This window comes from Stenotrophomonas nitritireducens (assembly GCF_001431425.1).
In the GTDB taxonomy this organism is placed as follows: Bacteria; Pseudomonadota; Gammaproteobacteria; order Xanthomonadales; family Xanthomonadaceae; genus Stenotrophomonas; species Stenotrophomonas nitritireducens.
This window is the reverse complement of record NZ_LDJG01000014.1, coordinates 38,300-61,592: the sequence shown is the minus strand read 5'-3', so window position 1 is coordinate 61,592 and position 23,293 is coordinate 38,300. Positions and strand designations below refer to the sequence as shown.

Sequence of the window (23,293 nt, the reverse complement as noted above, 5' to 3'; positions counted from 1 at the left end):
GCCGACAGGCGCGGGGTTCTGGAAGGCAAGAGGCCCGGGCCCCAATGTTTTGTACCGCCTCCGCGGTACAAAACATTGGGGCTTTTCCCGACTGCAGGGCGGGAAAAGCGGCGGAGCCGGCCTGTAAGCCGGGTTCTGTCGTGGACAGTCATTCTTCTAGGCGCCACGTCACCGTGACGCTCGAGCAACCTACCCGGACCCGACGCGGGCCACGCCATTAGGTCCCTATTTGGTCTTGCTCCAGGTGGGGTTTGCCGTGCCGGTCCGTTGCCGGACTCGCGGTGCGCTCTTACCGCACCATTTCACCCTTACCGGCCTCCCGGAGGAGACGTAGGCGGTATCTTTCTGTTGCACTTTCCGTCGGCTCGCGCCGCCCAGGCGTTACCTGGCACCTTGCCCTGTGGAGCCCGGACTTTCCTCGGCGCTCCCGAAGGAACGACGCGACTGTCCGGCCGACTCCGCCGCGCGCATTGTCGCACGTTGCCCTTCCAGCGTCGAAGCAATCCCTGCATTCAAGCCGACACCAGCCGGCGCGTTCAGCCCTCGGCAACGATCCGCGCGATGAACGCCGACATGGCCTGGCGGAAAGCATCCGAGCGGGTCGCGTCGTTGTGACCCCGCTCCGGCACCACCAGCAACTGCCTGCGATCGACCGGCAACGGCGTGGCCTCGTACATCTCCCGCGAAAATGCCGGCGGCGTAGTCCGATCCTCCGCCCCCACCACATACAGCACCGGCTCATCGAGCCCACGCGCGACGGCAAGGTTGCCGCGTCCTGCCAGCGGGCCATCGACCTCCACCTTGCGCACCAGCAGCCGTTGCCAGAATGGGCGCAGCGAGCGCTGGTAAGCCACCCATGCCTCCGTCGTGGTCGCCGAGCTTTCGAGCACCACGCCATCCAGCCGACGCTGCGCGGCGACATGACCGGCCATGAAGCTTCCCATGGATTGCCCATGCACGATCAATGGCACGCCCGCCAACGCCTTGTCCGCGCGCAGGTCGTCGTAAACCGCCAGCGCATCGTCCATCAGCGCTTCCATGCGCGGCGCTCCAGTGCTCGCGCCATAGCCGCGATGGTCGACCAGCACCAGGTTGACCGGCAGGTCCGCATACACCGCCGCGCTGAAACGCGCGTTCGCCCCTATCCGGTAGCCATTGCCGCCGAAGTACAGCACCGTCGCCTTCGCATCCGGGCGCAGCAGGCGCAGGGAATACAGTTCCGCGCCATCGGCGACGGGAATCCGCGCCTCCGAGAACGTAAACACGGGAAAACCGTCTTTCAGCGCCTCAAGCGATGGCGCCGGCGCCGGCATGGGGCGGACAAGGTATTCCTCCTTGTAGCGCATCACGCATCCGGCAAGCGCTGCCAGCACACCTAGCGATACCACGCGTATCCACAGGCGCATCCCCTCTCCCCATGCCGTCATGCAACGTCGTACTGCAGACCTGCCCCGAACGGCGCGGGCGTCCGCCGCCGCCCATCGAAGCTCCAATGATGCATCACCTCGCCGCTGCCGGCCCGGCAGCGGTCATTGCCCGTACAACGCCTTGCGCGGCGCACCGCTGAGTTCGGCCGCGAGCTTGGCGGCGGTGGATGGCGGCAGGTGTTCGTTGAGCCTGGCGTAGAGCCGGCGGCCTTCGGCGATCTTCGCCTCCTCGTCGTCGGCGGCGCCCTGCACCATCACCACGAACTCGCCCTTGCGCTGGTTGTCGTCGGCCTGCACGGCGGCAAGCAGCTGCTCCAGGCTGCCGTCGAGCACGGTCTCGAACAGCTTGGTCAGTTCGCGCGCGACCACCGCCGGACGCGAGGCGCCGAAGGCCGCGGCCATGTCCGCCAGCGATTCGGCGATGCGGTGCGAGGATTCGTAGAACACCAGGGTGCCGGTCTCGCCGGCCAGCCGCTGCAGGCGCTCGCGCCGAGCCGCGCCCTTGGCCGGCAGGAAGCCCTCGAACACGAAACGGTCGCTGGGCAGGCCGGCCACGCTCAACGCCGCGATCGCCGCGCAGGCGCCGGGCACCGGACTCACCTTCACCCCGGCCGCACGCGCGGCGCGCACCAGCCGGAAACCGGGGTCGCTGACCAGCGGCGTGCCGGCATCGCTCACCACCGCCATCGATTCGCCGCCCAGCAGCCGCGCCACCACGCGCTGCGCCATCGCCTCCTCGTTGTGGTCGTGCAGGGCGACCAGCGGCCGGCTGATGCCGAAGTGCGACAGCAGCTGGCCGGTGTGGCGCGTGTCCTCGGCGCAGATCGCCGCCACCGAACGCAGCACCTCCTGCGCGCGCGGGCTCAGGTCGGCCAGATTGCCGATCGGCGTGGCGACAACGTACAGGGTGGCGGAGGCGGCGGGCATCATCGGCTTTTCCATGGGCAAGGTTAGAATCCTACCGTGTCCCCCACCCGGCGCCGCCGCGCGCCGTTGAACGGATCCCGAATGAACAAGCCCGCCGCACGGATCACTGCCCTGTCACTGTCGCTCCTGCTGTTCGCCGGCTGCGCCACCACCGGCATGGCGCCGACCACGTCGCCGGCGCAGCAGGCCGCCATCGCCCTGCTCGAACAGGGCAAGCCGCGCGAAGCCGCGCAGCAGCTGGAGGCCGAGGCCGCGCTGGCGCGCGGCGCGGCGAAATCGCAGTTGCTGGCCGACGCCGCCTTCGCCTGGCACGAGGCCGGCGACGATGCCCGCGCGCGCATGCTGCTGCCGCAGGTGCAGGCACGCCAGCTGGCCGGCGCCAGCCGCCAGCGCCATGCGCTGCTGGGCGCGGAACTGGCGCTGGCCGACAAGCAGCCGGCCGCCGTGCTGCAGGCATTGGGCACGCAGCCGCCCGACCAGCTCACCGCCGCCCAGCAGGCCCGCTGGCACCTGGCCCGCGGCCAGGCGCTGGAAGCCACGGGCGACGCCTTCGCCGCGGCCGGCGCCCGCGCCCGCGCCGGCGTGCTGCTGTCCGGCAGCGCCCGCACCGACAACCAGCGCGCCATCACCCGCCTGCTGGCGGGGCTGGACGATGCCAGCCTCGCCAGCCGCAGTGCCGCCCTGCCGGCCGGCGACCCGCTCTACAACCATGCGGGCCGCGCCCTGATCGGCCGGGGCCTGCCGCTGCCGCGTCCGTTCGACCGCGATGCCGCCTGGCAGCTGGACACCGGCAAGCGTCCGCCAGCCGAGGCGGACGGTTACCGGCCGCCGGTGAAGATGGCGGTGCTACTGCCCTTGTCGGGCAACCTGGCCACCGCCGCCGCGCCCGTGCGCGACGGCCTGCTCGCCGGCTACTACGCCGAGTACCGCCGCCGCCCGCAGGTCGATTTCATCGATACCCGCGGCACCCCGGCCGGCGCCATCGCCGCCTACGACAAGGCCGTGGCAAGCGGCGCGGATTTTGTGGTCGGCCCGCTGGGCCGCGATGAAGTGGATGCGCTGTTCGGCCGCGATCCGCTGCAGGTACCGCTGCTCGCGCTCAACCGCGGCAAGGACACTCCGCCGGCCGGCAGCGCCGGTTTCTCGCTGGCGCCGGAGGACGACGGCATCATGGCCGCCGAATACCTGCTGGCCCGCGAGCGCGGCAACGTGCTGGTGATCGGCAGCAACGACGACACCGGCCGCCGTGCCACCGCGGCCTTCCGCGAGCGTTTCGCCGAGCGTGGCGGCAAGGTCGCCGCCAGCCTCAGCGTCGGCGACGCCCCGGGCGACGTGAGCGCGCGCCTGCGCCAGGCCGGCACGGTCGACGCGGTGTTCCTGGCGGTCAAGGGTTCGCAGGCGCGCGTGCTGGCGCCGCAGCTGGCGCTGGCGGGAATGGGCGGCGCCACGCGCGTGGGCACCTCGCAGCTGGCCTCCGGTACTGGCAAGGCCGACGAGGACATGGCGCTGGACGGCATCGCCTTCCCCAGCGAAACGTGGAGCGTGCGCGGCGCCCCGGGCCTGCCGGCGGCCGGCGAACTGGCCACCACCCTGCCGACCGCACGCGGTGCCGCCGCGCGCCTGTTCGCCTTCGGCTTCGATGCCTGGAAGATCTCCGCCTACCTGGAAAAGCTCGCCAACAGCACCCAGGGCGGCCTGGCCGGCGCCACCGGCACCCTGCACCTGGACGGCTTCGGCAATGTGCTGCGCACGCCGGCGTGGTCCACCTTCAGCGGTGGCCAGCCGGTGCCGATCGGTGATGGCCGCTGACAAGGCCGCACGCGGCGCGGCGGTGGAAGCCGCCGCGCGCCGGCACCTCGAGAACGCAGGCCTGAGCTGGCTGGCCGGCAACGTCCGCTACCGCGGTGGCGAACTCGATCTGGTGATGTTCGACCCGGCGGCCGCCAGCCTGGTCTTCGTGGAAGTGCGCTACCGCCGCGACACCGCATTCGGTGGCGGCGCCGCTTCAGTCGATGCCGGCAAGCGCCGCCGCCTGCTGCTGGCCGCGCAGCTCTATCTTTCGGCCCATCCCGTGCACGCGCAGGCGCCCTGCCGCTTCGACGTGGTCGAGGCCAGCGGCGAACCGCCGCGGCTGCACTGGCTGCGCGACGCCTTCCGCGCCGACGATTGCTGATGCCCAGCGTTTTCACCCATGCCGCGGTCCCGCTGGCGCTGTGGTGCGCCAGCGAGCGCGGCCGCATTTCCACGCGCCTGCTCGGCGCCGGCATCGCCGCCGCGATGCTGCCCGACGCCGACGTGCTGGCCTTCGCCCTGCACATTCCCTACGCCGATGCCTTCGACCATCGCGGCGCCAGCCACTCGCTGCTGTTCGCCTGCCTGCCGGCGGCATCGGCCCTCCTGCTGCACCGGCAGCTGCACGCAGGAAGACGGCAGGCGCTGGCCTTCGTCTTCGCCTGCGCGCTCTCGCACCCGCTGCTCGACGCGCTCACCTCCGGGGGCCTCGGCGTGGTGCTGTGGTGGCCATGGAGCGACGCGCGCCTGTTCGCGCCCTGGCGGCCGATACGCGTTTCGCCCTTCGCCAACGCCTTCTTCAGCGCGCGCGGCCTGCAGACCGTGCTGTCCGAACTGCGCTGGGTATGGTTGCCGCTGGCGCTGGCGGTACTGGGTTGGCGGATGATCCAATCACCCGCAGGCGCAAGCGGCCGCGCCCCTGACTGAGCCGCACCGGGAGAAGATGCATGGAACGTCGTAATCGGCAGCCCTTCGGGCTGCTGTTGTGCTGCCTGCTGCCGCTGCTGGCACCGCTTTCGCACGCCGCCGACGACACCCCCGCATCGCCGCGGGTTGGCGAATTCCCGCCGCCCCTGCTGGGCAACAACCGCCAGGGCCAGATGGTCGACCTGGAACAGCACCGCGGCAGGATCGTGGTGCTGACCTTCTGGGCCAGCTGGTGCGGGCCCTGCATGCGCGAACTGCCGATACTGGCGCAGCTGCAGAAAGTGGTGGGCAAGGACGCGCTGGAAGTGATCGCGGTGAACTGGGGCGAGCCGCGCGCGGACGTGTTCGCCTTCGCCCGCCGCAACGGCAAGCTCGATCTGGAATACGTGTTCGACGGCAAGGGCGAAACCGCCGCACGCTATGGCGTTCGCGCCATACCGCGCATGCTGGTGCTCGGCCACGAGGGCCGCATCGCCTCGATCCACGTGGGCTATTCGGCAGACGCGCTGCCCGGCTTCATGGAAGAAATCGTCGCCCTGTTGCCGGACGAGATCCGCAACCGGCCGCCCGGCAACGCGCCATCGCCCTAGAATGCGGTGATGGACCGCAATCTTCCCGCCGCTTTCGACCGAGCGCTTTCCGACCTGCTCGGCGCGCACTGGCGCACCGACACCGCCGCGCTCGCCGCGCATGCGCAGGACAACTCCTGGCGCCGCGCGCTGCCGCTGGGCGTCGCACTGCCGGAGAACCGCGAGCAGGTGCAGGCCATCGTGCGCGCGTGCCGCGAGCACGGCGTGCCGCTGGTCGGTCGCGGTGCCGGCACCGGCACCACCGGCGCAGCGGTACCGACCGCCGGCGGCATCGTGCTCTCGTTCGCGCGCATGGACCGCATCCTCGCGCTGCGTCCCGGCGACCGCTGCGCGGTGGTCGAGCCGGGCGTGCTCAACGGCGACCTGCAGCAGGCGCTGCAGCCGCACGGCCTGTTCTGGCCGCCGGACCCGTCCAGCTTCGAGATCTGCAGCATCGGCGGCAATCTGGCCACCAATGCCGGCGGCCCGCGCGCGGTGAAGTACGGCACCACCCGCGACAACGTGCTCGGGCTGGTGGCGGTGACCGGCGCCGGCGAACTCATCGAATGCGGCGGCCCGTGGACCAAGGACGCCACCGGCTACGACCTCACCCACCTGCTCGTCGGCAGCGAGGGCACGCTGGCGCTGATCGTCGAAGCCACGTTGAAACTGGCGCCGCGCCCGCGCGCGCAGGCCGGGCTGCGCGTGCTGTACCGCGACGCCGAGAGCGCGGCGGCCGCGGTGTCGCGGGTGATGACGCAGCCGGCCACGCCAACCACGCTGGAGTTCATGGATGCGCGCAGCCTGGAACTACTGCGCCGCAATGGCGCGCAGGTGCCCGACGCCGGCGCGATGCTGCTGATCGACGCCGACGGCGACGACGACACCCTGCCCAATGTGCTGCATGCGCTGGCCCAGGCCGCCGAAGGCGATGGCCTGCTGGCGCTGGACGTGGCGATGGACGGCAGCGCGCGCGAACAGCTGTGGGCGGCGCGGCGCGCATTGTCGCCGGCACTGAAGAGCATCGCGCCGGGCAAGATCAACGAGGACGTGGTGGTGCCTGTCTCGCGCATCCCCGACCTGGTGGCCGGCGTGCAGGCGCTGTCGGCGCGCTTCGCGCTGCCCATCGTCACCTTCGGCCATGCCGGCAACGGCAACCTGCACGTGAACATCCTCTACCACCCGGACGATGCCGGCGAGAACGCGCGCGCGCAGGCGGCGCTGCCGGAGGTGTTCGCGCTGACGCTCGCGCTGGGCGGCACGCTGTCCGGCGAACACGGCATCGGCCTGGCCAAGCGCGACTTCATGGCGCAGGCCTTCACCCCCGCCACGCTGGCAACAATGCGCGCGATCAAGCGGGCGCTGGACCCCGACGGCATCCTCAATCCAGGCAAGGTGTTGCCACCCGGGTGACGACCTGCGGGAGACGGCCGAGAAGCGGGGCCGCCCGCTTTTTCCGGCCAGCGGCAAGTCGGATCCACGCCCCCGACGCGCAGCTTCCGGATCGTCAGGTATCGGGAAGCAATCCCGGCCTGAGCGCCGCCCGGACACGCCCGACACCGCAATCAGACGAGTGCGGGCCATGGATATCGCTCCCTCGCAGTTCGCCGCACGCCGGGCCGCGGCATGGAAACCGCATGACGCGGACGCGGTGCCGGCGCATTTCCACGACGACGCGGCATTCCCCCCGGCCTTCGCCCGCCGGAAACCGGCAGCGTGCCGTGCGGCAAGGCGGCGTCCGGTAAGCGAAGTGCTGCATTTCCCGGCCGATGCGCATGACCCGACCGGAGCGCGCCGGCCGGCACGACGCGGGCAGGGAAACGCGACGCCCGACCTACTCCGCGAAGTGGCGGTAGCCGCTGGCACGCCCGTCGCCGGCATCGCCCTCGCAGCGGACGCCACGGCCCTCGGCGATCACGCCGACGCGCGTCAACGGCAACGCCAGGCTCGATGACAACGCACCCAGCGCCTCGCGCCGTTCCGGCGCGGCGGTGAAACACAGTTCGTAGTCGTCGCCGCCGCGCAGCGCGCAGTCCAGCGCGGCATCAAAGCCGAATGCGGCGCGCAGTGCCGGCGACAGCGGCATGGTGTCGGCCTGCACCACCACTGCCACGCCGCTGCGCGCCGCGATGTGGCCCAGGTCGGCCAGCAACCCATCGGATACATCGGCCGCCGCGTGCGCCAGCCCGCGCAGCGCCAACCCGAGTTCCAACCGCGGCGCCGGCCGCTGCAGGCGCTGGCGCAGGTGTTCGTGAGCGGCATCGGCCGCGGCGTGGCGCACGTCCAGCCTGCCCTGCTGCCAGAGCCGCAGCGCGCCGGCGGCCTCGCCGGGATGGCCGCTGATCCAGATGTCGTCGCCCACCCGCGCGCCGTCGCGGCGCAGCGCCTGCCCGGCCGGCACCTGCCCCATCGCGGTGATCGAGATCGACAACGGTCCGCGCGTAGTATCGCCGCCGACCACGGCGATGCCGCTGGCATCGGCCAGCGCGAACAGCCCGTCGGCGAACGGGTCCAGCCAAGCGGCCTCGGCCTGCGGCAGGGACAACGACAGCGTGCACCAGGCCGGTGCGGCGCCCATCGCCGCCAGGTCGGAGAGATTGACCGCCAGCGCCTTCCAGCCGATATCGGCCGGCGCGCTCTCGGCGGGGAAATGCACGCCGGCGTTGAGCGTGTCGGCGGTGACCGCCAACTGCTGGTCCGCCGCGGGCCGCAGCAGGGCCGCGTCGTCGCCGATGCCCAGCGCGATGTCGTCGCGCGCATGGGTGCGGCGCGCGATGCGTTCGATCAGTACGAACTCGTCAAGGCTCATGCGCAGGCATTCCTGGAACGAAAACGCCGGTGCCGATGCAGCCGGCCCCGGCGTCGTGGTGGATCCGGCCGGCGCGGTCGCGCACCGGCGATGGTGTCACTGGCCCGATTCGACCTTGCGCCATTCCACGGCGGCGCGGTCCAGCACGCCGTTGACGTAGGTGTGGCCATGCTCGGAGCCGAACCGCTTGGCGGTCTCGATGGCCTCGTTGATCACCACCCGGTACGGCACGTCCATGCGGTGGCGCAGTTCGTAAGCGGCCACGCGCAGCACCGCGCGCTCGATCGCGTCGACCTCTTCGACCGGACGGTCGAGGAACGGCACAAGCGCCTCGTCCAGTTCGCGGCGGTGGTCGAGCACGCCGCGCAGCAGGTTCTCGAAGTAGGCCAGGTCGGCCACTTCGTGCGCCTGCTCGTGGGCGAACTGGGCCAGCAGCGACTCGGCGTTGCCGCCGGAGATCTGCCAGGCGTAGATCGCCTGCAGCGCGCGCCGGCGCGCGCGCGAGCGCAGCACCGGATCGACGCCGTCGCGGCGGAAGGGTTTGCCGGCAGGCTTGCCGTGGTTCTTGTTGCTCATGGCAGCTGCTCCAGAAGATTGACCATTTCCAATGCCGCCAGCGCGGCTTCCTCGCCCTTGTTGCCGTGGCTGCCGCCGGCGCGGGCCTCGGCATCCTCCACGCGCTCGACCGCCAGCACGCCGTTGAGCACCGGCACGCCGAAGTCCAGCTGCGCGCGCATCAGGCCTTCTGCGCAACGGTCGGCCACGTGCTCGTAGTGGCGGGTATCGCCGCGGATCACGCAGCCCAGGGTGATGATGGCCGCATGCCGGCCGGCGGCGGCCAGGCGCGCGGCGACCAGCGGGATCTCCCAGGCGCCGGGCACGCGTACCACGTCGATGGCGTCCTCGCCGATGCCGTTGCCGGCCAGGCTCTGCCGCGCGCCGGCCACCAGCACGTCGGTGATGCGGGCGTTCCAGCGGCTGGCGATGATGACGAAACGGGCCGTTCCGGCCGGGCGGAGGTCGCCTTCGTAGTGGCTCATGGGGCGTAGCGATCCAAAAGGTGGGTCAGTTTACCGTGTAGGTCGCCTTCCCGTAGGAGCGGCTTCAGCTGCGATGGGATCCCCGCGGCCACGTCCCCTGCGCCTGCGATGGCGAGGGTTGTGGTTCTTCGGGACACCCCCGGCGCGGCTGAAGCCGCTCCTGCGGGAGGAGTCGTCAGGGCTGCACGGTCTCGACGATCTCAAGGCCGTAGCCGGCCAGGCCGATCTGCCGGCGCGGGGTGCCGAGCACGCGCAGCCTGCCCAGGCCGAGGTCGGCCAGGATCTGCGCGCCGGCGCCGTTGCGGCGCCACTGGCCCACGTCCTTGTCCTTGCCGGCCGGGCGCACCTCGGGTTCGCGGCGCAGGCGCGCCAGCAGCGCGTCGGAATCGCGCGGAGCCGAGAGCACCACCATCACGCCCTGGCCTTCGGCGGCGATGGCGCGCAGCGCATCGGTGGCAGCCACGCCGAAATCGTCGCGGCGCCAGTGCAGCAGGTCGGCCAGCGGGTTCTCCACCTGCACGCGGACCAGGGTCGGCGTGTCCTTGTCCGGCTGGCCCTTGACCAGCGCGAAGTGCAGGTCGTGGGCGATGCGGTCGCGGTAGGTGACCAGCTTGAACGCGCCGAACTCGGTGTCGATCCCGCGCTCGTCCACCCGCTCCACGGTGTGCTCGGTGGCCAGCCGCCAGGCGATCAGGTCGGCGATGGAACCCATCTTCAGCCCATGCTCGCGCGCGAACACTTCCAGCTCCGGCCGCCGCGCCATGGTGCCGTCGGGGTTGAGGATCTCCACCAGCACGCCGGCCGGTTCCAGCCCGGCCAGCATGGCCAGGTCGACGCCGGCTTCGGTGTGCCCGGCGCGGGTCAGCACGCCGCCGGGCTGGGCGATCAACGGGAAGATATGGCCCGGCTGGTGCAGGTCCGACGGCCTGGCGTCGGGCTTCACCGCGGTGCGGATGGTATGGGCGCGGTCGGCGGCCGAGATGCCCGTGGTCACGCCCTCTGCGGCTTCGATGCTGACAGTGAAGTTGGTCTGGAACTGCGCGGTATTGGCGCGCACCATCGGCGCCAGCCCGAGCTGCCCGGCGCGCTCGCGGGTCAGCGGCAGGCACACCAGGCCGCGGCCATGGGTGACCATGAAGTTGATGTCCGATGGCTTGACCAGCTCGGCGGCCATGATCAGGTCGCCTTCGTTCTCGCGGTCCTCGTCGTCGACGATCACCACCATGCGGCCGGCACGGATCTCTTCCAGCAGTTCGGGGACGGGGGCGAAGTTCATGCGGTGGCTCCCTGGCCCAGCAGGCGCTCGACATAGCGCGCCACCAGGTCGATTTCCAGATTGACGGCGTCGTCGACGCCGGTGTGGGCGAAACGGGTATGGGCGACGGTGTGCGGGATCAACGCCACCTCGAAGCCGGCGTCGTCGGCCTCGTTGACGGTGAGGCTGACGCCATCGACGCAGATCGAGCCCTTCTTGGCGATGTACCTGAGCAGCGGCACCGGCGCGGCGAAGCGCCAGCGCTGCGCGCGCGCGTCGTCGTGGATCGACAGCACCCTGCCGATGCCGTCGACGTGGCCGCTGACCAGGTGGCCACCGAGGCGGTCGGTCGGGCGCATCGCGCGCTCGAGGTTGATCGCCGCGCCCACGGCCAGGCGGCCCAGCGTGGTCAGGCCCAGGGTCTCGGTCGAGGCGTCGGCCTGGAACGAGCCGGCGTCGAACGCGATCACGGTCAGGCACACGCCGTTGACCGCGATGCTTTCGCCCAGCTGCACGTTGTCGAACGGCAGGCTGCCGACCTCGAAGGTGAAGCGGACATCGCCGCCGACGGGCTCATGCGCGGCCAGGCGGCCGACGCCTTCGATGATGCCGGTGAACATCAGCGCACCTCCGTGGTGGAGGCGAACCGGAAGACCGGAAGAGAAATGCAGAGGGTTTTCATGAACGTTTCCCGCGGTTGGAGAGCGAAAAACGCCACAAGGCAAACAGGCGCGCGCACGGCCGGGCCGCGCGCGGGCCGTCTTCTTTCATCCGGACTCTAGGCGGCACCGCGTTCGCGGCGTCGCCAACCGTCGGCTCCGGCATCGGACCGGATCTGCTGACCCTCGGCCGTTGCAACCCGCGCATGCGATGCATGGGTATCCGCGAGTGCAATGACTCGCGTGCCGGCCTCGGCGCTCGCGGGCTCGTGCAGGTTCCCGGGGGAACCGCGCACCTACCGCCGGTGGGGAATTACACCCCGCCCTGAAGACGTTCGTGGTTGCCGGCGAACCGGCCGGCGCATTGTACCAGCCGGCTCCCCGCGGACCTGTCTGGCGGATGGATGGCAGTGTTCCGCGGAGCGCGGCATCGCATCTGCCGGTGCATTGCCGGGAAAACCCCAGCGGGGCGTTGCCCCGCTCTACAAGGCGGTGGGGGCTGTAGCGCCGGGCGGCGCCCGGCGGGCTGGCCCGGTAATGCCCCAGCGGGGCGTTGCCCCGCTCTACAAGGCGGCGGGGCTGTAGCGCCGGGCGGTGCCCCGCTCTACGGGGCGACCGGGCGCAGCAGCAGGCGCAGGTCCTTGCCGACCATGCGCAGGTCGCGCACCTCCAGCGGCCGCGCCTGCGCCATCGACTCGATTCCCAGCCCGGCCAGCAGCGGGCGGGCGCCCTCGCCCATCAGCAGCGGCGCCATGTACAGCAGCAGCTCGTCGGCCAGGCCGGCGCGCAGCAGCGCACCGCATAGGGTCGGCCCGGCTTCGACATGGACCTCGTTGATGCCGCGCGCGGCCAACAGCGCCATCACCGCCGCCAGGTCGAAGCGGCCATCGGCGTGCAGCGGCGCGGAGGCGAACTCCGCTTCTTCCAGCGCAGGCGGCGTCAACGCCGGATCATGCAGATACAGCGTGGGCGCACCGCCTTCGCGCACCCGTGCGCAGGACAGCGTGCGCAGCCGCGCATCCAGCACCACCCGCAAAGGCGGCAGGAAGTCGCCCGCCTCCGGACGCGCGGTCAGCGCCGGGTCGTCGGCCAGCACCGTCGCCGCGCCGGTCAGGATCGCGCCGGCGCGCGCGCGCCAGCACTGCACGTCGGCGCGCGCGGCCGCCCCGGTGATCCACTTCGACTCGCCGCTGGCCATCGCGGTGCGCCCGTCCAGGCTGGCGGCGAGCTTGACCCGCACGAACGGCCGGCCACGCTCGATCCGCGACAGGAAGCCGCGGTTGAGTTCGCGCGCCCTGTCCGCCATCAACCCCACCGCCACCTCGATCCCGGCCTGCCGCAACAGCGCAAAACCGCCACCGTCGACATCGGGGAACGGATCGGCCATCGCCGCCACCACCCGCGCCACGCCGGCCTCGATCAGCGCCAGCGCGCATGGCGGGGTGCGGCCGTAATGCGCGCACGGCTCCAGCGTCACATAGGCGGTGGCGCCACGTGCGCGCTCGCCGGCCATGCGCAGCGCGAACACTTCCGCATGCGGCCCGCCGGCGCGCTGGTGCCAGCCCTCGCCCAGCACCTCCTCGCCATGGGCGATCACACAGCCGACCATCGGATTGGGCCGCGTGGTCCAGGCGGCGCGCTCGGCCAGGCGCAGCGCGCGGGCCATCAGCAGGTGATCGGTGGCAGTGAACGACGACATCGGCAAAACCTCGTTGCGTACCCGGCCCGCCGCCAACCGCGGCAACGGGCGAAGCAGCAGTGTATGCGCTGCGGGCCGGGCCCCGGCAGCGTCCGGCAGTCAGCGGTGCCCGGTCTCCACCGCCATCACCGTGATCGCCAATGGCCCCAGCTGCAGTTGGGCATGCACCCGCCAGCCCAGAGTGCGATACCACGCCACCCTCGGCGCTTCGCAGTACAGGTACAGCTCCGGCACGCCGAAGACGGCGGCCTGCGCGATGGCATGTTCAACCAGCGCCGCGCCCACACCGCAGCCACGTGCCTCGGGTTTCACATACAGCGAGGCCAGCCACGGCGACCAGCCGCGGATCTGTTCATGGTCGTCATGCAACAGGCTCACCGAACCCGACCAGTCCCCGGCGTCCATCGCCAGCCAGCTGCAGGGAATGGCATCGCGCTGCTGCGCCTGCAGCTCGGCCACGGCCTGGGCTACGGTCCAGTCCGGCAGCAGCGTGCCGAAGGCCTGCACATGGGCCGCGGCAATTGCCGGCACCAGGTCGCGCCGGTCCTGCAGATTGACGATCTTCATCGGAGCCCGACAGCCGCCGGCGGCGGCGCACCGGCCGGCATGCTAATCGTCCACCGCGTTGAACACGCCGACACCAAAGCTCTGCAGGCGTACCTGACCTTCCTGCTGCTCCAGCATCAGGCCCATCGTGTCCGAAACGCACATGCCCACCGCACACGCATCAAACAGCACCAGGTAACCGGGCCGCAGCGGTGCCGGCAAGGGCAGACGCACCGGTTCGGCCAGCCCGGGGAAGTGCAGCAGCACGGCGGTCACGGCCTGCCCCGGCAGCGGTGCCGGGAAGCGGTAGCTGTTCCCGCCCGCCAGCCTGTCTGCGGCGATCGGCTCGCCCTGCGCCAGTTCCAGCACCACCTGCACGCCGTCACTGGCCACGCCACTGACCGGGTCCAGCAGGGTCACCTGCAGCGGCGTTCCAGCCACGTGCTGCGGCGCGAACTGGGCCCGCAGTTCTTCCAGCCGCGCCCGTGCCTGCTCATCCGACGTACCGGAAAGGGCCTGCTGCAGCTGGGCGAACTGCTGCTGCAACCGGGCGCGTTCGTCGGCCAAGGCCTCGTAGGGAACCAGCTGCACGGTATCGCGCGGGCTGTCCTGCGGCTGCAGCAGCACCATGTCGTCCTGCAACGACCATCGCCCGCGCGAGCTGCGCGGTACAGGGGCCATCGCCAGCTGCAGCACATAGCCCCCGTCCTGGCTGAGCTGCAGGGTCGAGCCGGCGAATCCACCTTCGGCCACCGCATAGCGGGCAACCAGCGCCGGAGGCGTGCTGGCGACTTCCACCTGGGATGGCATCCCGGCCTGGCCCGACTCCAGTGCCGCGACGGCAGCGGCCGCCTCTTCGGCCGCCCGCATGGCACGGCGTGCCGCCTCCGCCGGCCCGGATTGCGCCTGCGCGGTCCCCGCCAGCCACAGCAACGCCACGGCCAGCCCGGCTCGGGAAAGCCGGCCCCCTTCCGATCGCATCCGCATCATCGCTTCCCCATCCTGCCCGTTCCGGGCTCAGCGCCTGCCACCCTTGCCCGGGCGCGCCTCCTGCACCTGGGGCCGTTCCAGCAGCGGCAACTGGCCGTCGTCGCTGGGGTGGTCGCGTTCCAGCTTCTCGATTTCGTCGCGGAAATCGGCCACGTCCTCGAAGCTGCGGTAGACCGAGGCGAAACGCACGTAGGCGACGTGGTCGAGCTTGCGCAGTTCGTCCATCACGAACTCGCCGACGCGGATCGACGGCACTTCGCGCTCGCCGCTCATCCGCAGCTGGTGCACCACCGCGCGCACCGCCGCCTCGATCCGCTCCTCGGGCACCGGCCGCTTCTGCAGCGCGCGGTCGAAACCGACCCGCAGCTTGCGCGCGTCGAACGCTTCGCGCCCGCCATCGCTCTTGACGATGACCGGCAGCTTGAGCTCGATGGTCTCCAGCGTGGAAAAACGCTCGCCGCAGGCCTCGCAGCCGCGCCGGCGGCGGATGGTCGCCCCATCCTCGGAAACGCGCGAATCGATCACGCGGGTGTCGGTGTGCTGGCAGAAGGGGCAGTGCATTCGAACAACCTTGGGCGTCAGGCCTTTTCGGGCGTACCAGGCGCGATCCGGCGATGGCAGGTAATACGCAGATACAGCAGATGCAGCGCAGGGACAAGCACCAACGGCCCGAAAAACAGCGCAGGCCATGGAAAACCGGTGGAAAATTCGCCGGTCCAGGCCAGGTAAACCAGCAGTACGGCCAACGGCAATGCCGCGACGACGCCGGCAATCAGCATCGACCACCACGGCCAGCGGACACGCGACAGGGTGGCCACACTGCCGACCAGCATCGCGACGGACAACCGTGCACCACCGAGCAGTCCCGCCATGCCCAGACAACCCCAGGCAGTGAGGAAAACACCGTCACCTGCCTCGATGCCGCCCATCGCCCAGAAGGCGGTACCCATGCCGGCACTCAATGCGGCCAGCAGGCCGCCCACGACCAGCGTGGGCAGGCCCAATACCACGATCAGCACCAGGAACACCCTGCGGTGCCACCGGTCGCCGATCACCCGGGTTTATCCGTAAACCGGGAACTGCCTGCACTGCAGGGTGACGTTCTCGCGAACGCCGGCGATGACGTTGTCGTCGCCCGGGTTGTCCAGCACGTCGGCGATCCAGTTGGCCAGCGCCACGCAGTCCGGCTCCCTGTAGCCGCGGGTGGTGATGGCCGGGGTGCCCAGGCGCAGGCCCGAGGTCACGAACGGCGAGCGCGGGTCGTTCGGCACCGAGTTCTTGTTGACGGTGATGTGGGCCTTGCCCAGCGCGGCTTCCGCGTCCTTGCCGGACACGTCCTTGCCGATCATGTCCACCAGCATCAGGTGGTTCTGGGTGCCGCCGGAAACGATCTTGTAGCCACGCGCGATCAGCGTATCGGCCATCGCCTGCGCGTTCTTCACCACCTGCTGCTGGTAGGCCTTGAATTCCGGCTCCAGCGCTTCCTTGAAGGCCACCGCCTTGGCGGCGATGACGTGCATCAGCGGACCGCCCTGGATGCCCGGGAACACGATCGACTGCAGCTTCTTCTCGATCTCCTCGCCGGCGCCCTTGGCGATGATGATGCCGCCGCGCGGGCCGCGCAGGGTCTTGTGGGTGGTGGAGGTCACCACGTGGGCGTGCTCGATCGGGTTCGGGTAGACGCCGGCGGCGACCAGGCCGGCCACGTGCGCCATGTCCACGAACAGGTAGGCGCCGACCTTGTCGGCGATGGCGCGGAAGCGCGCCCAGTCGACGATCTGCGAATAGGCCGAGAAGCCGGCCACGACCATCTTCGGCTTGTGTTCCAGCGCCAGGCGCTCGACTTCGTCGTAATCGATCAGGCCCTGCTCGTCCACGCCGTACTGGACGGCGTTGAAGATCTTGCCGGAGGCATTGACCTTGGCGCCGTGGGTCAGGTGCCCGCCATGGGCCAGGCTCATGCCCAGGATGGTGTCGCCCGGCTGCAGCAGCGCGAAATAGACGGCCTGGTTGGCCTGCGAACCGCTGTGCGGCTGCACGTTGGCGTAGTCGGCGCCGAACAGCTGCTTCAGGCGGTCGATGGCCAGCTTCTCGGCGATGTCCACGTACTCGCAGCCGCCGTAGTAGCGCTTGCCCGGGTAGCCTTCGGCGTACTTGTTGGTCAGCTGGCTGCCCTGCGCCTCCATCACCCTCGGGCTGGCATAGTTCTCGCTGGCGATCAGCTCGACATGGTCTTCCTGGCGCTGGCATTCGGCGGCGATGGCCTTGGCCAACTCGGGGTCGTAGGACTCGATACGGGCGTCACGCGGGAACATCTCGGCTCCTGGGAAGGTGGGCGGGGGAAGGGCCGATTGTAGCGCTTCCTTCACTGCCCCACCCCGGCCATCCCGCTCGCTCCCGGAAACAGCAAGGGCGCCCATGGGCGCCCTGCCTTTCCCGCGATCGCCGCCGGCTCAGTGGTTGAACACGATGTCGGCGATGATGCCAGTGGCGATGGCCACCATCAGCAGGTTGCCGCGGTCGTCGCGGATCCAGCGGTGGCCATGCGGCGGACGGCGCAGGTGGTAGCGGTCATAGTCGTTGACCACGTAGACCGGGCCGCCGTAATAGTTGTTGTAGCGGTAGCCGCGCTCGAAACCGTAGGGGCGGTAGGCCACGCGCGGCGGCGGGGCGTAGTAGCGGCGGTCGTTGTGGCGGGCGTCGCGGTAGCCCTCGCGGTAACCGGCGCTGTAATGCCGGCGGTCGTCGCGCCGGTCATCCCGCCAGTCGCGGCGGTCATGGCCGTTCCCACGGCCGCGATCGTCCCAGCCGTTGCGGCCGCGGTCATGGTCGCGATCGCCGGCGGCGAAGGCCGGGGCGGTGGCGCCGAAGGCCAGCAGGGTGGTCATCGCTGCGACTGCAAGTCGGTGCATCTTCATGGTGGCCCTCGCGGTGTTGATGGACGCTTCCCATCATGCTCACGCGATCTGAACGGTTTCCGGCTGGAAACGGTTACCACCGGCGCCATTCATCCGGCGGCCAGCCGCGCTCGACCGCCGGTGCCGGGCGGCTTCCCGCTATAATCGCCCATTCCCTTTTGCCTCGGGCTCGTCCGCCTTGCGGACCGGGCGCGGGCGTGCGCTACGGAGACGTCATGTCCTCGCAATACATCTACACCATGAACCGCGTCAGCAAGGTGGTCCCGCCCAAGCGGCAGATCATCAAGGACATCTCGCTGTCGTTCTTCCCGGGCGCCAAGATCGGCCTGTTGGGCCTGAACGGCGCCGGCAAGTCCACCGTGCTCAAGATCATGGCCGGCGTGGACACCGATTTCGAGGGCGAGGCCCGCCCGCAAGCCGGCATCAAGGTCGGCTACCTGGAGCAGGAACCGCGCCTGGACCCGGCCCAGACCGTGCGTGAAGCGGTCGAGGAAGGCGTGGGCGAAGTGCTGCAGGCGCAGGCCGCGCTGGACAAGATCTACGACGCCTATGCCGAGGAAGGCGCCGACTTCGACGCACTGGCCAAGGAACAGGAACGGCTGGAAGCCATCCTGGCCGCCGGCGATGCCCACACCCTGGAAAACCAGTTGGACGTAGCCGCCGACGCCCTGCGCCTGCCGCCGTGGGATGCGGTGATCGGCAACCTGTCCGGTGGTGAGAAGCGCCGCGTGGCGCTGTGCCGCCTGCTGCTGCAGAAGCCGGACATGCTGCTGCTCGACGAACCGACCAACCACCTGGACGCCGAGTCGGTGGAATGGCTGGAACAGTTCCTGGCGCGCTACACCGGCACCGTCGTGGCCGTCACCCATGATCGCTACTTCCTGGACAACGCCGCCGAGTGGATCCTGGAACTGGACCGCGGCCGGGGCATTCCGTGGAAGGGCAACTACACCGAATGGCTGATGCAGAAGGACGAGCGCCTGAAGCAGGAAGACAACCAGGAAAAGGCCCGCCAGAAGGCGATCCAGAAGGAACTGGAGTGGTCGCGGCAGAACGCCAAGGGTGGCCGCACCAAGGGCAAGGCGCGTCTGGCCCGCCTGGAAGAGCTGCAGAGCGTCGACTACCAGAAGCGCAACGAGACCAATGAAATCTTCATCCCGCCGGGCGAGCGCCTGGGCAACTCGGTGATGGAGTTCAAGAACGTCTCCAAGAGGTTCGGCGAGCGCCTGCTGATCGACAACCTGTCGATGATCATCCCGCCGGGTGCCATCGTCGGCATCATCGGTCCGAACGGTGCCGGCAAGTCGACCCTGTTCAAGATGATCACCGGCCAGGAAAAGCCGGATTCGGGCGAGATCGTGGTCGGCCCGACCGTCAAGCTGTCCTATGTCGACCAGAGCCGCGACGCGCTGACCGGCAACCACAACGTGTTCCAGGAAATCGCCGGCGGCCTGGACATCCTCAACATCAACGGTGTCGAGATCCAGTCGCGCGCCTATATCGGCCGCTTCAACTTCAAGGGCCAGGACCAGCAGAAGCTGGTCGGCTCGCTGTCCGGTGGTGAGCGTGGCCGCCTGCACATGGCCAAGACCCTGCTGCAGGGTGGCAACGTGCTGCTGCTCGACGAACCGTCCAACGACCTGGACATCGAAACCCTGCGCGCGCTGGAAGATGCGTTGCTGGAGTTCCCGGGCAACACCTTCGTCATCTCGCATGACCGCTGGTTCCTGGACCGCATCGCCACGCACATCATCGCCTTCGAAGGCGACTCGCACGTGGAGTTCTTCCAGGGCAACTACCGCGAGTACGAAGAGGACAAGAAGCGTCGCCTCGGCGACGATGCCGGCCCCAAGCGCCTGCGCTTCAAGGCGCTGAAGTAAGCAGTACCCGGACGGCCGCAGCGATGCGGCCGTCCGCTTTTCGACCCCGCCCTGCCGGACAGGCAAGCGCATGGCCGGCACCCTCGCCGCCGTGCGGGCATGCGACGCATGGCGGGGAACGGCGCGGGAGCGGCGCAGGGCGCTTCATCGCCGGCCGCAGGCAACGTGTCGCCGCGCGGCCGCAGCGCACGGCGGCCCGGGAGCTGTTTTCCGTGGGCTTGGCCGGGCTGGCGCGCAGCGACGCGCCCATCATTGCCACGGCCGCAGAATCTCCGCCGCGCCACTACCGCCCGTTCCTGCGGGGCAGCGGCGCCCGGTACGCCCGCACCCCACCCTCCGGGCGGCTTCGCCGCACGGCGGGGCATCCCGCCCGTCTGTTTCACCGAGAACGCATCCCGCCGCCACGGAGCTTCCATGTCACCGCTCGACCGCCTGTTCAAGCTCCGCCAGCACGGCACCGATGTCCGCACCGAGATATTGGCCGGGCTGACCACCTTCCTGACGATGTCCTACATCGTCTTCGTCAACCCCGACATCCTCGGCACCACCGGCATGGACCCGGGCGCGGTGTTCGTGGCCACCTGCCTGGCCGCGGCGATCGGCTCGGCGGTGATGGCGCTGGCGGCGAACTTCCCGGTCGGCATGGCGCCGGGCATGGGCCTGAACGCGTTCTTCGCCTTCACCGTGGTCGGCTCGGCCGGGCTGCCGTGGCAGCAGGCGCTGGCGGCGGTGTTCATTTCCGGCCTCGTGTTCCTGGCGCTGTCGCTGAGCGGCGTCCGTGCCTGGCTGGTGGCCGGCATCCCGGCCTCGCTGCGTTCGGCCATCGTCGCCGGCATCGGCCTGTTCCTGGCGATCATCGCGCTGCAGAAGTCCAACGTGATCGTCGCCAACGAGGACACGATGCTGGCGCTGGGGCCGCTCAATACCGTGCCGCCCCTGCTGGCGCTGGGCGGCTTCCTGCTGATCGCGGTGCTGGAGGCGCGGCGCGTGCGCGGCGCGATCCTGATCGGCATCCTCGCTGTCACCGCCGCCGGCTGGCTGGCCGGCGACGTGCAGTACCAGGGCCTGGTCTCGCTGCCGCCGAGCCTGGCGCCGACCTTCCTGCAGCTGGACCTGCCCGGCCTGCTGCACCACGACGGCGGCGCGCCCGTCGCCGTGCTGCTGCAGGTGGTGCTGGTGTTCGTGCTGGTGGAAGTGTTCGATGCCACTGGCACGCTGTACGGCGTGGTCGGCCGCGCCGGCCTGCTGGAACTGGCCGACGGCCGCAAGCGCTTCGGCCGCGCGCTTTTGGCCGACAGCAGTGCGATCGTCGCCGGTTCGCTGCTCGGCACCAGTTCCACCACCGCCTTCGCCGAGAGCGCCTCGGGCGTGCAGGCGGGCGGCCGCACCGGCCTGACCGCACTGGTGGTCGCCGCGCTGTTCCTGGCCGCGCTGCTGTTCTCGCCGCTGGCGGCGATGGTGCCGGCCTACGCCACCGCGCCGGCGCTGCTGTTCGTGGCCGGGCTGATGCTGCGCGAACTGGTCAACGTGGAATGGAGCGACCTGACCGAATCGGTCCCCGCCGCGCTGTGTGCGCTGGCGATGCCCTTCACCTATTCCATCGCCAACGGCCTGGCCTTCGGCTTCATCGCCTATGCCGCACTGAAGGCCGGCACCGGCCGCTGGCGCGAGGCACGCCCGGCGCTGAGGCTGGTGGCCGGGCTGTTCGTGCTGCGTTTCGCGCTGGAGTGAGCCCCTGAGCCATCGCGCCCGGGAGCGGCGCCGGCCTGTGCTAGCTGGCCACCATGAGCGCGAAGATCGCCACCGCCATCAATACCTGGCCGATCACCGCGAACACCAGCTCGGCGAGCAGGACACGCCATATCGTCTGCCACGCCGGTCTTCCCTGGAAGAACTGCACCAGCGAGAACACGCAGTAGACCACCGCGAACAACGCGACCCACTGCAGCAGCTGCGGCAGCCAGCGATGCAGCGAGATCAACGCCATCCAGACGACGAATGTCTGCGAGACCAGCAGCGTGGAGATCACCAGCCATTCGGGATAGTTCAGCCGGCTGTAGCGGCGGAACACCGCCCACCTCACGCCGGCCTCGATCGGCAGCAGCAACAAGGTGAAGGTGGCGAAGTTGGCGTTGATCCACCCGGCGACCGACTGGCTGGCGGCGGTGAACCGCGCCATGTGCCGCGCGGCCGCGGACCCGGCCTCCATCGCGGCGGCGGCATCGGCGTGCGCCACCGCTTTCACCACGCCTTCGCCGAGGACAAAACGGCCCAGCAGCACCACCGCCGCGGCGGTCAGGGTGACCAGCAGCAGCGGCTTGGCCTGGTTGCCGCGCCGTCCCTCGATGTAGTCGCGCAGCAGCCTGCCCGGCTGCAGCATCAGCAGCTTCAACGAATACAGCAGGCCGCGGTCCATCTGCAGCACGCCGTGCTCCAGCTCATGGCCGACGTACCCCCAGTCGATGCGCCGCGCCGGCGTGGGCTGGCCGCAGTCCGGGCAGAACTTCTGTTGCGGGCCGGCGACGGCGCGGACGCAATTGATGCAGTGGCTTTCCTCGTGCATCCCCATGCGCTGCCTGCCCTGTCGAAGGGGCGCATTCTAGACCGGCGCCCTCGCCGGCGACCATCATCGGCATCGAGGCGGGCGTGGCCGGCATGCAACGACGCAGCGCGCGCGGCACCGGGCACGCCGCACCGGCGCAGCATCGGCGGATCAGCGCCAGCGCGGCTGCAGCTGGCCGTCTGCGGCGAAGCGGTAGCGCCCTTCCGCCCAGCCGTGGCCGAACAGGCTCAGCATCTGCGCGTAATAGGCCGGGGCATCGCTTCGCTGCTGCTCGGGCGTCGGCAGGCTGGACCGGAGCGCCTGCGCCAGCGTCCGCTCGCCCTGCGCCAGCAGGTAGGGCAGCAGGGCGGCACGGAAGCCATAGCCGCCTTCGCCCTCGCCGGCTCCGCTGCGGGTATCGACCTTCTCCCACATCGCCCCGCCATCGCGCAGCCGGCGCAACGGGCCCGACAGCGCCTGCAGCTGTGCGCGGAACAGGCGGTCGCGCGGCGACAGCATGCCGGCCCACAGATAGCAGCGGATCGCGTCGTAACTGCCGACCGCGCCCTTGGCCGGATCGGCGACGAAGGCGCCATCGCGCCATGCCGCCCAGTCCGGCGCGAAGCCATGCGGCGCGGTCTGCCGCAGCAGTTCCAGCGTGTTGCCGGCCAGCGCCGCCCACGGGCCATCGCGGTCGACCGCGGCGAAACGGCGCAGCAGCGGCAGCGGCAGGTAGCTGGGATTGACCCGGGTCGCGCCGTCCTCGACGAAGCCCTGCGGGCCGGGCAGCAGCATCGGCCCCAGCCCGGGGAGGTCGACGATTTCGGTGCTCCGCACCTGCGCCAGCATGTCCTGGCCGGTGCGCGTCAGCGCCGGGCGATGCCACAGGCGGCCGGCTTCGAGCAGCCCATAGGCCAGCCACAGGTCTGAGTCGGAAGCGGGGTTGGCGTCCAGCACGCTCCAGCCGCCCTTGGCATCGCGTCCCCACAGCCATGCCGGCAGGCGCTTGCCCATGTCGCCGCCGGCGAGGTTGTTCGCGGTCCAGGCGAGGATCCGGTCGAAAAGCGCCTGGTCGTTGTCGACCAGGGCGAAGAACAACGCGTAGGACTGCCCTTCCGAGGTGCTGCGTAGATCGTCCTGGCTGCGGTCGATCATGCGCCCGTCGGCGCTCAGGCTGCTGTCGGCCAGCACCCGCCAGGCCGGCCAGCCGGCGGCGGCGCAGGCGGACGGCAGCACGCCCAGCAGCGGCGCGGCGGCCAGGGCCTGCAGCAATGCGCGGCGTGTTGGATCGGCAGGTGTGGTCATCGCGCGGAT

23 protein-coding genes, 1 other RNA gene and 1 riboswitch are annotated in these 23,293 nt (G+C 70.4%); of the genes, 7 read left to right on the top strand and 17 right to left on the bottom strand.

Features of this window, described 5'->3' with window-relative positions:
* Positions 1–108: 108 nt before the first annotated feature.
* From rnpB to rsmI, 3 genes are all read right to left on the bottom strand, one after another.
* An RNA gene (gene rnpB / locus ABB22_RS09925) (RNase P RNA component class A) lies at positions 109–460 on the bottom strand.
* Between the two features lie 76 nt (positions 461–536).
* Positions 537–1,313, bottom strand: coding sequence for an alpha/beta hydrolase (locus ABB22_RS09690; RefSeq protein WP_161809361.1), 777 nt, complete (start codon positions 1,311–1,313; stop codon positions 537–539).
* Between the two features lie 216 nt (positions 1,314–1,529).
* Positions 1,530–2,354 (bottom strand): 16S rRNA (cytidine(1402)-2'-O)-methyltransferase, encoded by an 825-nt coding sequence (gene rsmI, locus ABB22_RS09685; RefSeq protein ID WP_055767312.1) that lies wholly within the window; start codon positions 2,352–2,354, stop codon positions 1,530–1,532.
* Between the two features lie 81 nt (positions 2,355–2,435).
* Here rsmI and ABB22_RS09680 point away from each other — a divergent pair, with 81 nt between their 5' ends.
* From ABB22_RS09680 to ABB22_RS09660, 5 genes are read left to right on the top strand one after another with little or no spacing between them, the layout of a single operon-like run.
* Positions 2,436–4,163: a penicillin-binding protein activator gene (locus ABB22_RS09680; protein ID WP_055765934.1), complete on the top strand. Its 1,728-nt coding sequence runs from the start codon at positions 2,436–2,438 to the stop codon at positions 4,161–4,163.
* Positions 4,153–4,527: a YraN family protein gene (locus ABB22_RS09675; protein WP_055765937.1), complete on the top strand. Its 375-nt coding sequence runs from the start codon at positions 4,153–4,155 to the stop codon at positions 4,525–4,527. The genes ABB22_RS09680 and ABB22_RS09675 overlap by 11 nt, the downstream gene beginning before the upstream one ends.
* Complete coding sequence (locus ABB22_RS09670) at positions 4,527–5,072, top strand: metal-dependent hydrolase (protein ID WP_055765940.1); 546 nt, start codon at positions 4,527–4,529, stop codon at positions 5,070–5,072. Before ABB22_RS09675 ends, ABB22_RS09670 begins: the two co-directional genes overlap by 1 nt.
* A gap of 20 nt (positions 5,073–5,092) precedes the next feature.
* Positions 5,093–5,662: a TlpA disulfide reductase family protein gene (locus ABB22_RS09665; protein ID WP_055765942.1), complete on the top strand. Its 570-nt coding sequence runs from the start codon at positions 5,093–5,095 to the stop codon at positions 5,660–5,662.
* Between the two features lie 9 nt (positions 5,663–5,671).
* Positions 5,672–7,054 carry an FAD-binding oxidoreductase gene (locus ABB22_RS09660; protein ID WP_055765945.1) on the top strand — a complete coding sequence of 461 codons (1,383 nt, stop codon included), beginning with the start codon at positions 5,672–5,674 and terminating at the stop codon, positions 7,052–7,054.
* Positions 7,055–7,475: 421 nt separating this feature from the next.
* Here the strand turns inward: ABB22_RS09660 and thiL are convergent, their stop codons facing one another.
* The 12 genes from thiL to ABB22_RS09600 form a co-directional block, all read right to left on the bottom strand.
* The gene (thiL, locus tag ABB22_RS09655) at positions 7,476–8,450 is read right to left on the bottom strand and encodes a thiamine-phosphate kinase (RefSeq protein ID WP_055765949.1); all 975 of its coding nucleotides are present in this window, start codon (positions 8,448–8,450) and stop codon (positions 7,476–7,478) included.
* A gap of 96 nt (positions 8,451–8,546) precedes the next feature.
* Positions 8,547–9,026 (bottom strand): transcription antitermination factor NusB, encoded by a 480-nt coding sequence (gene nusB, locus ABB22_RS09650; RefSeq protein WP_055765952.1) that lies wholly within the window; start codon positions 9,024–9,026, stop codon positions 8,547–8,549.
* Complete coding sequence (gene ribH / locus ABB22_RS09645) at positions 9,023–9,490, bottom strand: 6,7-dimethyl-8-ribityllumazine synthase (protein ID WP_055765955.1); 468 nt, start codon at positions 9,488–9,490, stop codon at positions 9,023–9,025. The genes nusB and ribH overlap by 4 nt, the downstream gene beginning before the upstream one ends.
* Before the next feature lie 175 nt (positions 9,491–9,665).
* Positions 9,666–10,766 (bottom strand): 3,4-dihydroxy-2-butanone-4-phosphate synthase, encoded by a 1,101-nt coding sequence (ribB, locus tag ABB22_RS09640; protein WP_055765958.1) that lies wholly within the window; start codon positions 10,764–10,766, stop codon positions 9,666–9,668.
* Entirely contained in the window at positions 10,763–11,365 is a 603-nt protein-coding gene (locus ABB22_RS09635) for a riboflavin synthase (protein WP_055765962.1), read from the bottom strand. Before ABB22_RS09635 ends, ribB begins: the two co-directional genes overlap by 4 nt.
* Positions 11,366–11,500: 135 nt before the next feature.
* Positions 11,501–11,741: riboswitch (FMN riboswitch) on the bottom strand.
* A 267-nt stretch (positions 11,742–12,008) separates the two neighbouring features.
* On the bottom strand, positions 12,009–13,103 hold the full coding sequence (gene ribD / locus ABB22_RS09630) for a bifunctional diaminohydroxyphosphoribosylaminopyrimidine deaminase/5-amino-6-(5-phosphoribosylamino)uracil reductase RibD (RefSeq protein WP_055765966.1): 1,095 nt from the start codon (positions 13,101–13,103) through the stop codon (positions 12,009–12,011).
* Positions 13,104–13,202: 99 nt separating this feature from the next.
* A complete protein-coding gene (locus ABB22_RS09625; RefSeq protein WP_055765969.1) occupies positions 13,203–13,670 on the bottom strand; it encodes a GNAT family N-acetyltransferase in 468 nt (155 codons plus the stop codon).
* 42 nt (positions 13,671–13,712) lie between these two features.
* Positions 13,713–14,519, bottom strand: coding sequence for a hypothetical protein (locus ABB22_RS09620; protein WP_152984109.1), 807 nt, complete (start codon positions 14,517–14,519; stop codon positions 13,713–13,715).
* A 147-nt stretch (positions 14,520–14,666) separates the two neighbouring features.
* Entirely contained in the window at positions 14,667–15,200 is a 534-nt protein-coding gene (nrdR, locus tag ABB22_RS09615) for a transcriptional regulator NrdR (protein ID WP_055765975.1), read from the bottom strand.
* A 17-nt stretch (positions 15,201–15,217) separates the two neighbouring features.
* Positions 15,218–15,667: a DUF4337 domain-containing protein gene (locus tag ABB22_RS09610; RefSeq protein ID WP_161809360.1), complete on the bottom strand. Its 450-nt coding sequence runs from the start codon at positions 15,665–15,667 to the stop codon at positions 15,218–15,220.
* Between the two features lie 33 nt (positions 15,668–15,700).
* A complete protein-coding gene (gene glyA / locus ABB22_RS09605) occupies positions 15,701–16,954 on the bottom strand; it encodes a serine hydroxymethyltransferase (RefSeq protein WP_055765982.1) in 1,254 nt (417 codons plus the stop codon).
* Between the two features lie 138 nt (positions 16,955–17,092).
* Positions 17,093–17,557 (bottom strand): RcnB family protein, encoded by a 465-nt coding sequence (locus tag ABB22_RS09600; RefSeq protein WP_055765985.1) that lies wholly within the window; start codon positions 17,555–17,557, stop codon positions 17,093–17,095.
* Positions 17,558–17,772: 215 nt separating this feature from the next.
* On the opposite strand from ABB22_RS09600, the gene ettA reads away from it, so the two are divergent.
* A complete protein-coding gene (gene ettA, locus ABB22_RS09595; protein ID WP_055765989.1) occupies positions 17,773–19,437 on the top strand; it encodes an energy-dependent translational throttle protein EttA in 1,665 nt (554 codons plus the stop codon).
* Positions 19,438–19,851: 414 nt separating this feature from the next.
* The gene (locus ABB22_RS09590) at positions 19,852–21,168 is read left to right on the top strand and encodes an NCS2 family permease (RefSeq protein ID WP_057505202.1); all 1,317 of its coding nucleotides are present in this window, start codon (positions 19,852–19,854) and stop codon (positions 21,166–21,168) included.
* Between the two features lie 40 nt (positions 21,169–21,208).
* Here the strand turns inward: ABB22_RS09590 and ABB22_RS09585 are convergent, their stop codons facing one another.
* Together ABB22_RS09585 and bcsZ are read right to left on the bottom strand one after the other, a co-directional pair.
* Positions 21,209–22,006, bottom strand: coding sequence for a DUF3667 domain-containing protein (locus ABB22_RS09585; protein ID WP_082443507.1), 798 nt, complete (start codon positions 22,004–22,006; stop codon positions 21,209–21,211).
* Positions 22,007–22,150: 144 nt separating this feature from the next.
* Positions 22,151–23,293, bottom strand: coding sequence for a cellulose synthase complex periplasmic endoglucanase BcsZ (gene bcsZ, locus ABB22_RS09580; RefSeq protein WP_425477801.1), 1,143 nt, complete (start codon positions 23,291–23,293; stop codon positions 22,151–22,153).

Bases quoted from the DNA above. Each gene is read 5' to 3' on its own strand.
- ABB22_RS09635 (WP_055765962.1), bottom strand. From the start codon at position 11,365: ATGTTCACCGGCATCATCGAAGGCGTCGGCCGCCTGGCCGCGCATGAG.
- ABB22_RS09620 (WP_152984109.1), bottom strand. From the start codon at position 14,519: ATGCGGGCGGCCGAAGAGGCGGCCGCTGCCGTCGCGGCACTGGAGTCG.
- ABB22_RS09670 (WP_055765940.1), top strand. From the start codon at position 4,527: ATGCCCAGCGTTTTCACCCATGCCGCGGTCCCGCTGGCGCTGTGGTGC.
- ABB22_RS09625 (WP_055765969.1), bottom strand. From the start codon at position 13,670: ATGAAGATCGTCAATCTGCAGGACCGGCGCGACCTGGTGCCGGCAATT.
- ABB22_RS09590 (WP_057505202.1), top strand. From the start codon at position 19,852: ATGTCACCGCTCGACCGCCTGTTCAAGCTCCGCCAGCACGGCACCGAT.
- ribD (WP_055765966.1), bottom strand. From the start codon at position 13,103: ATGTCGTCGTTCACTGCCACCGATCACCTGCTGATGGCCCGCGCGCTG.
- ABB22_RS09585 (WP_082443507.1), bottom strand. From the start codon at position 22,006: ATGGGGATGCACGAGGAAAGCCACTGCATCAATTGCGTCCGCGCCGTC.
- ABB22_RS09680 (WP_055765934.1), top strand. From the start codon at position 2,436: ATGAACAAGCCCGCCGCACGGATCACTGCCCTGTCACTGTCGCTCCTG.
- ABB22_RS09690 (WP_161809361.1), bottom strand. From the start codon at position 1,313: ATGCCGGCGCCGGCGCCATCGCTTGAGGCGCTGAAAGACGGTTTTCCC.
- ettA (WP_055765989.1), top strand. From the start codon at position 17,773: ATGTCCTCGCAATACATCTACACCATGAACCGCGTCAGCAAGGTGGTC.
- ribB (WP_055765958.1), bottom strand. From the start codon at position 10,766: ATGAACTTCGCCCCCGTCCCCGAACTGCTGGAAGAGATCCGTGCCGGC.
- ABB22_RS09660 (WP_055765945.1), top strand. From the start codon at position 5,672: ATGGACCGCAATCTTCCCGCCGCTTTCGACCGAGCGCTTTCCGACCTG.
- glyA (WP_055765982.1), bottom strand. From the start codon at position 16,954: ATGTTCCCGCGTGACGCCCGTATCGAGTCCTACGACCCCGAGTTGGCC.
- ribH (WP_055765955.1), bottom strand. From the start codon at position 9,490: ATGAGCCACTACGAAGGCGACCTCCGCCCGGCCGGAACGGCCCGTTTC.
- rsmI (WP_055767312.1), bottom strand. From the start codon at position 2,354: ATGCCCGCCGCCTCCGCCACCCTGTACGTTGTCGCCACGCCGATCGGC.
- thiL (WP_055765949.1), bottom strand. From the start codon at position 8,450: ATGAGCCTTGACGAGTTCGTACTGATCGAACGCATCGCGCGCCGCACC.
- nusB (WP_055765952.1), bottom strand. From the start codon at position 9,026: ATGAGCAACAAGAACCACGGCAAGCCTGCCGGCAAACCCTTCCGCCGC.
- ABB22_RS09675 (WP_055765937.1), top strand. From the start codon at position 4,153: ATGGCCGCTGACAAGGCCGCACGCGGCGCGGCGGTGGAAGCCGCCGCG.
- nrdR (WP_055765975.1), bottom strand. From the start codon at position 15,200: ATGCACTGCCCCTTCTGCCAGCACACCGACACCCGCGTGATCGATTCG.
- ABB22_RS09600 (WP_055765985.1), bottom strand. From the start codon at position 17,557: ATGAAGATGCACCGACTTGCAGTCGCAGCGATGACCACCCTGCTGGCC.
- ABB22_RS09665 (WP_055765942.1), top strand. From the start codon at position 5,093: ATGGAACGTCGTAATCGGCAGCCCTTCGGGCTGCTGTTGTGCTGCCTG.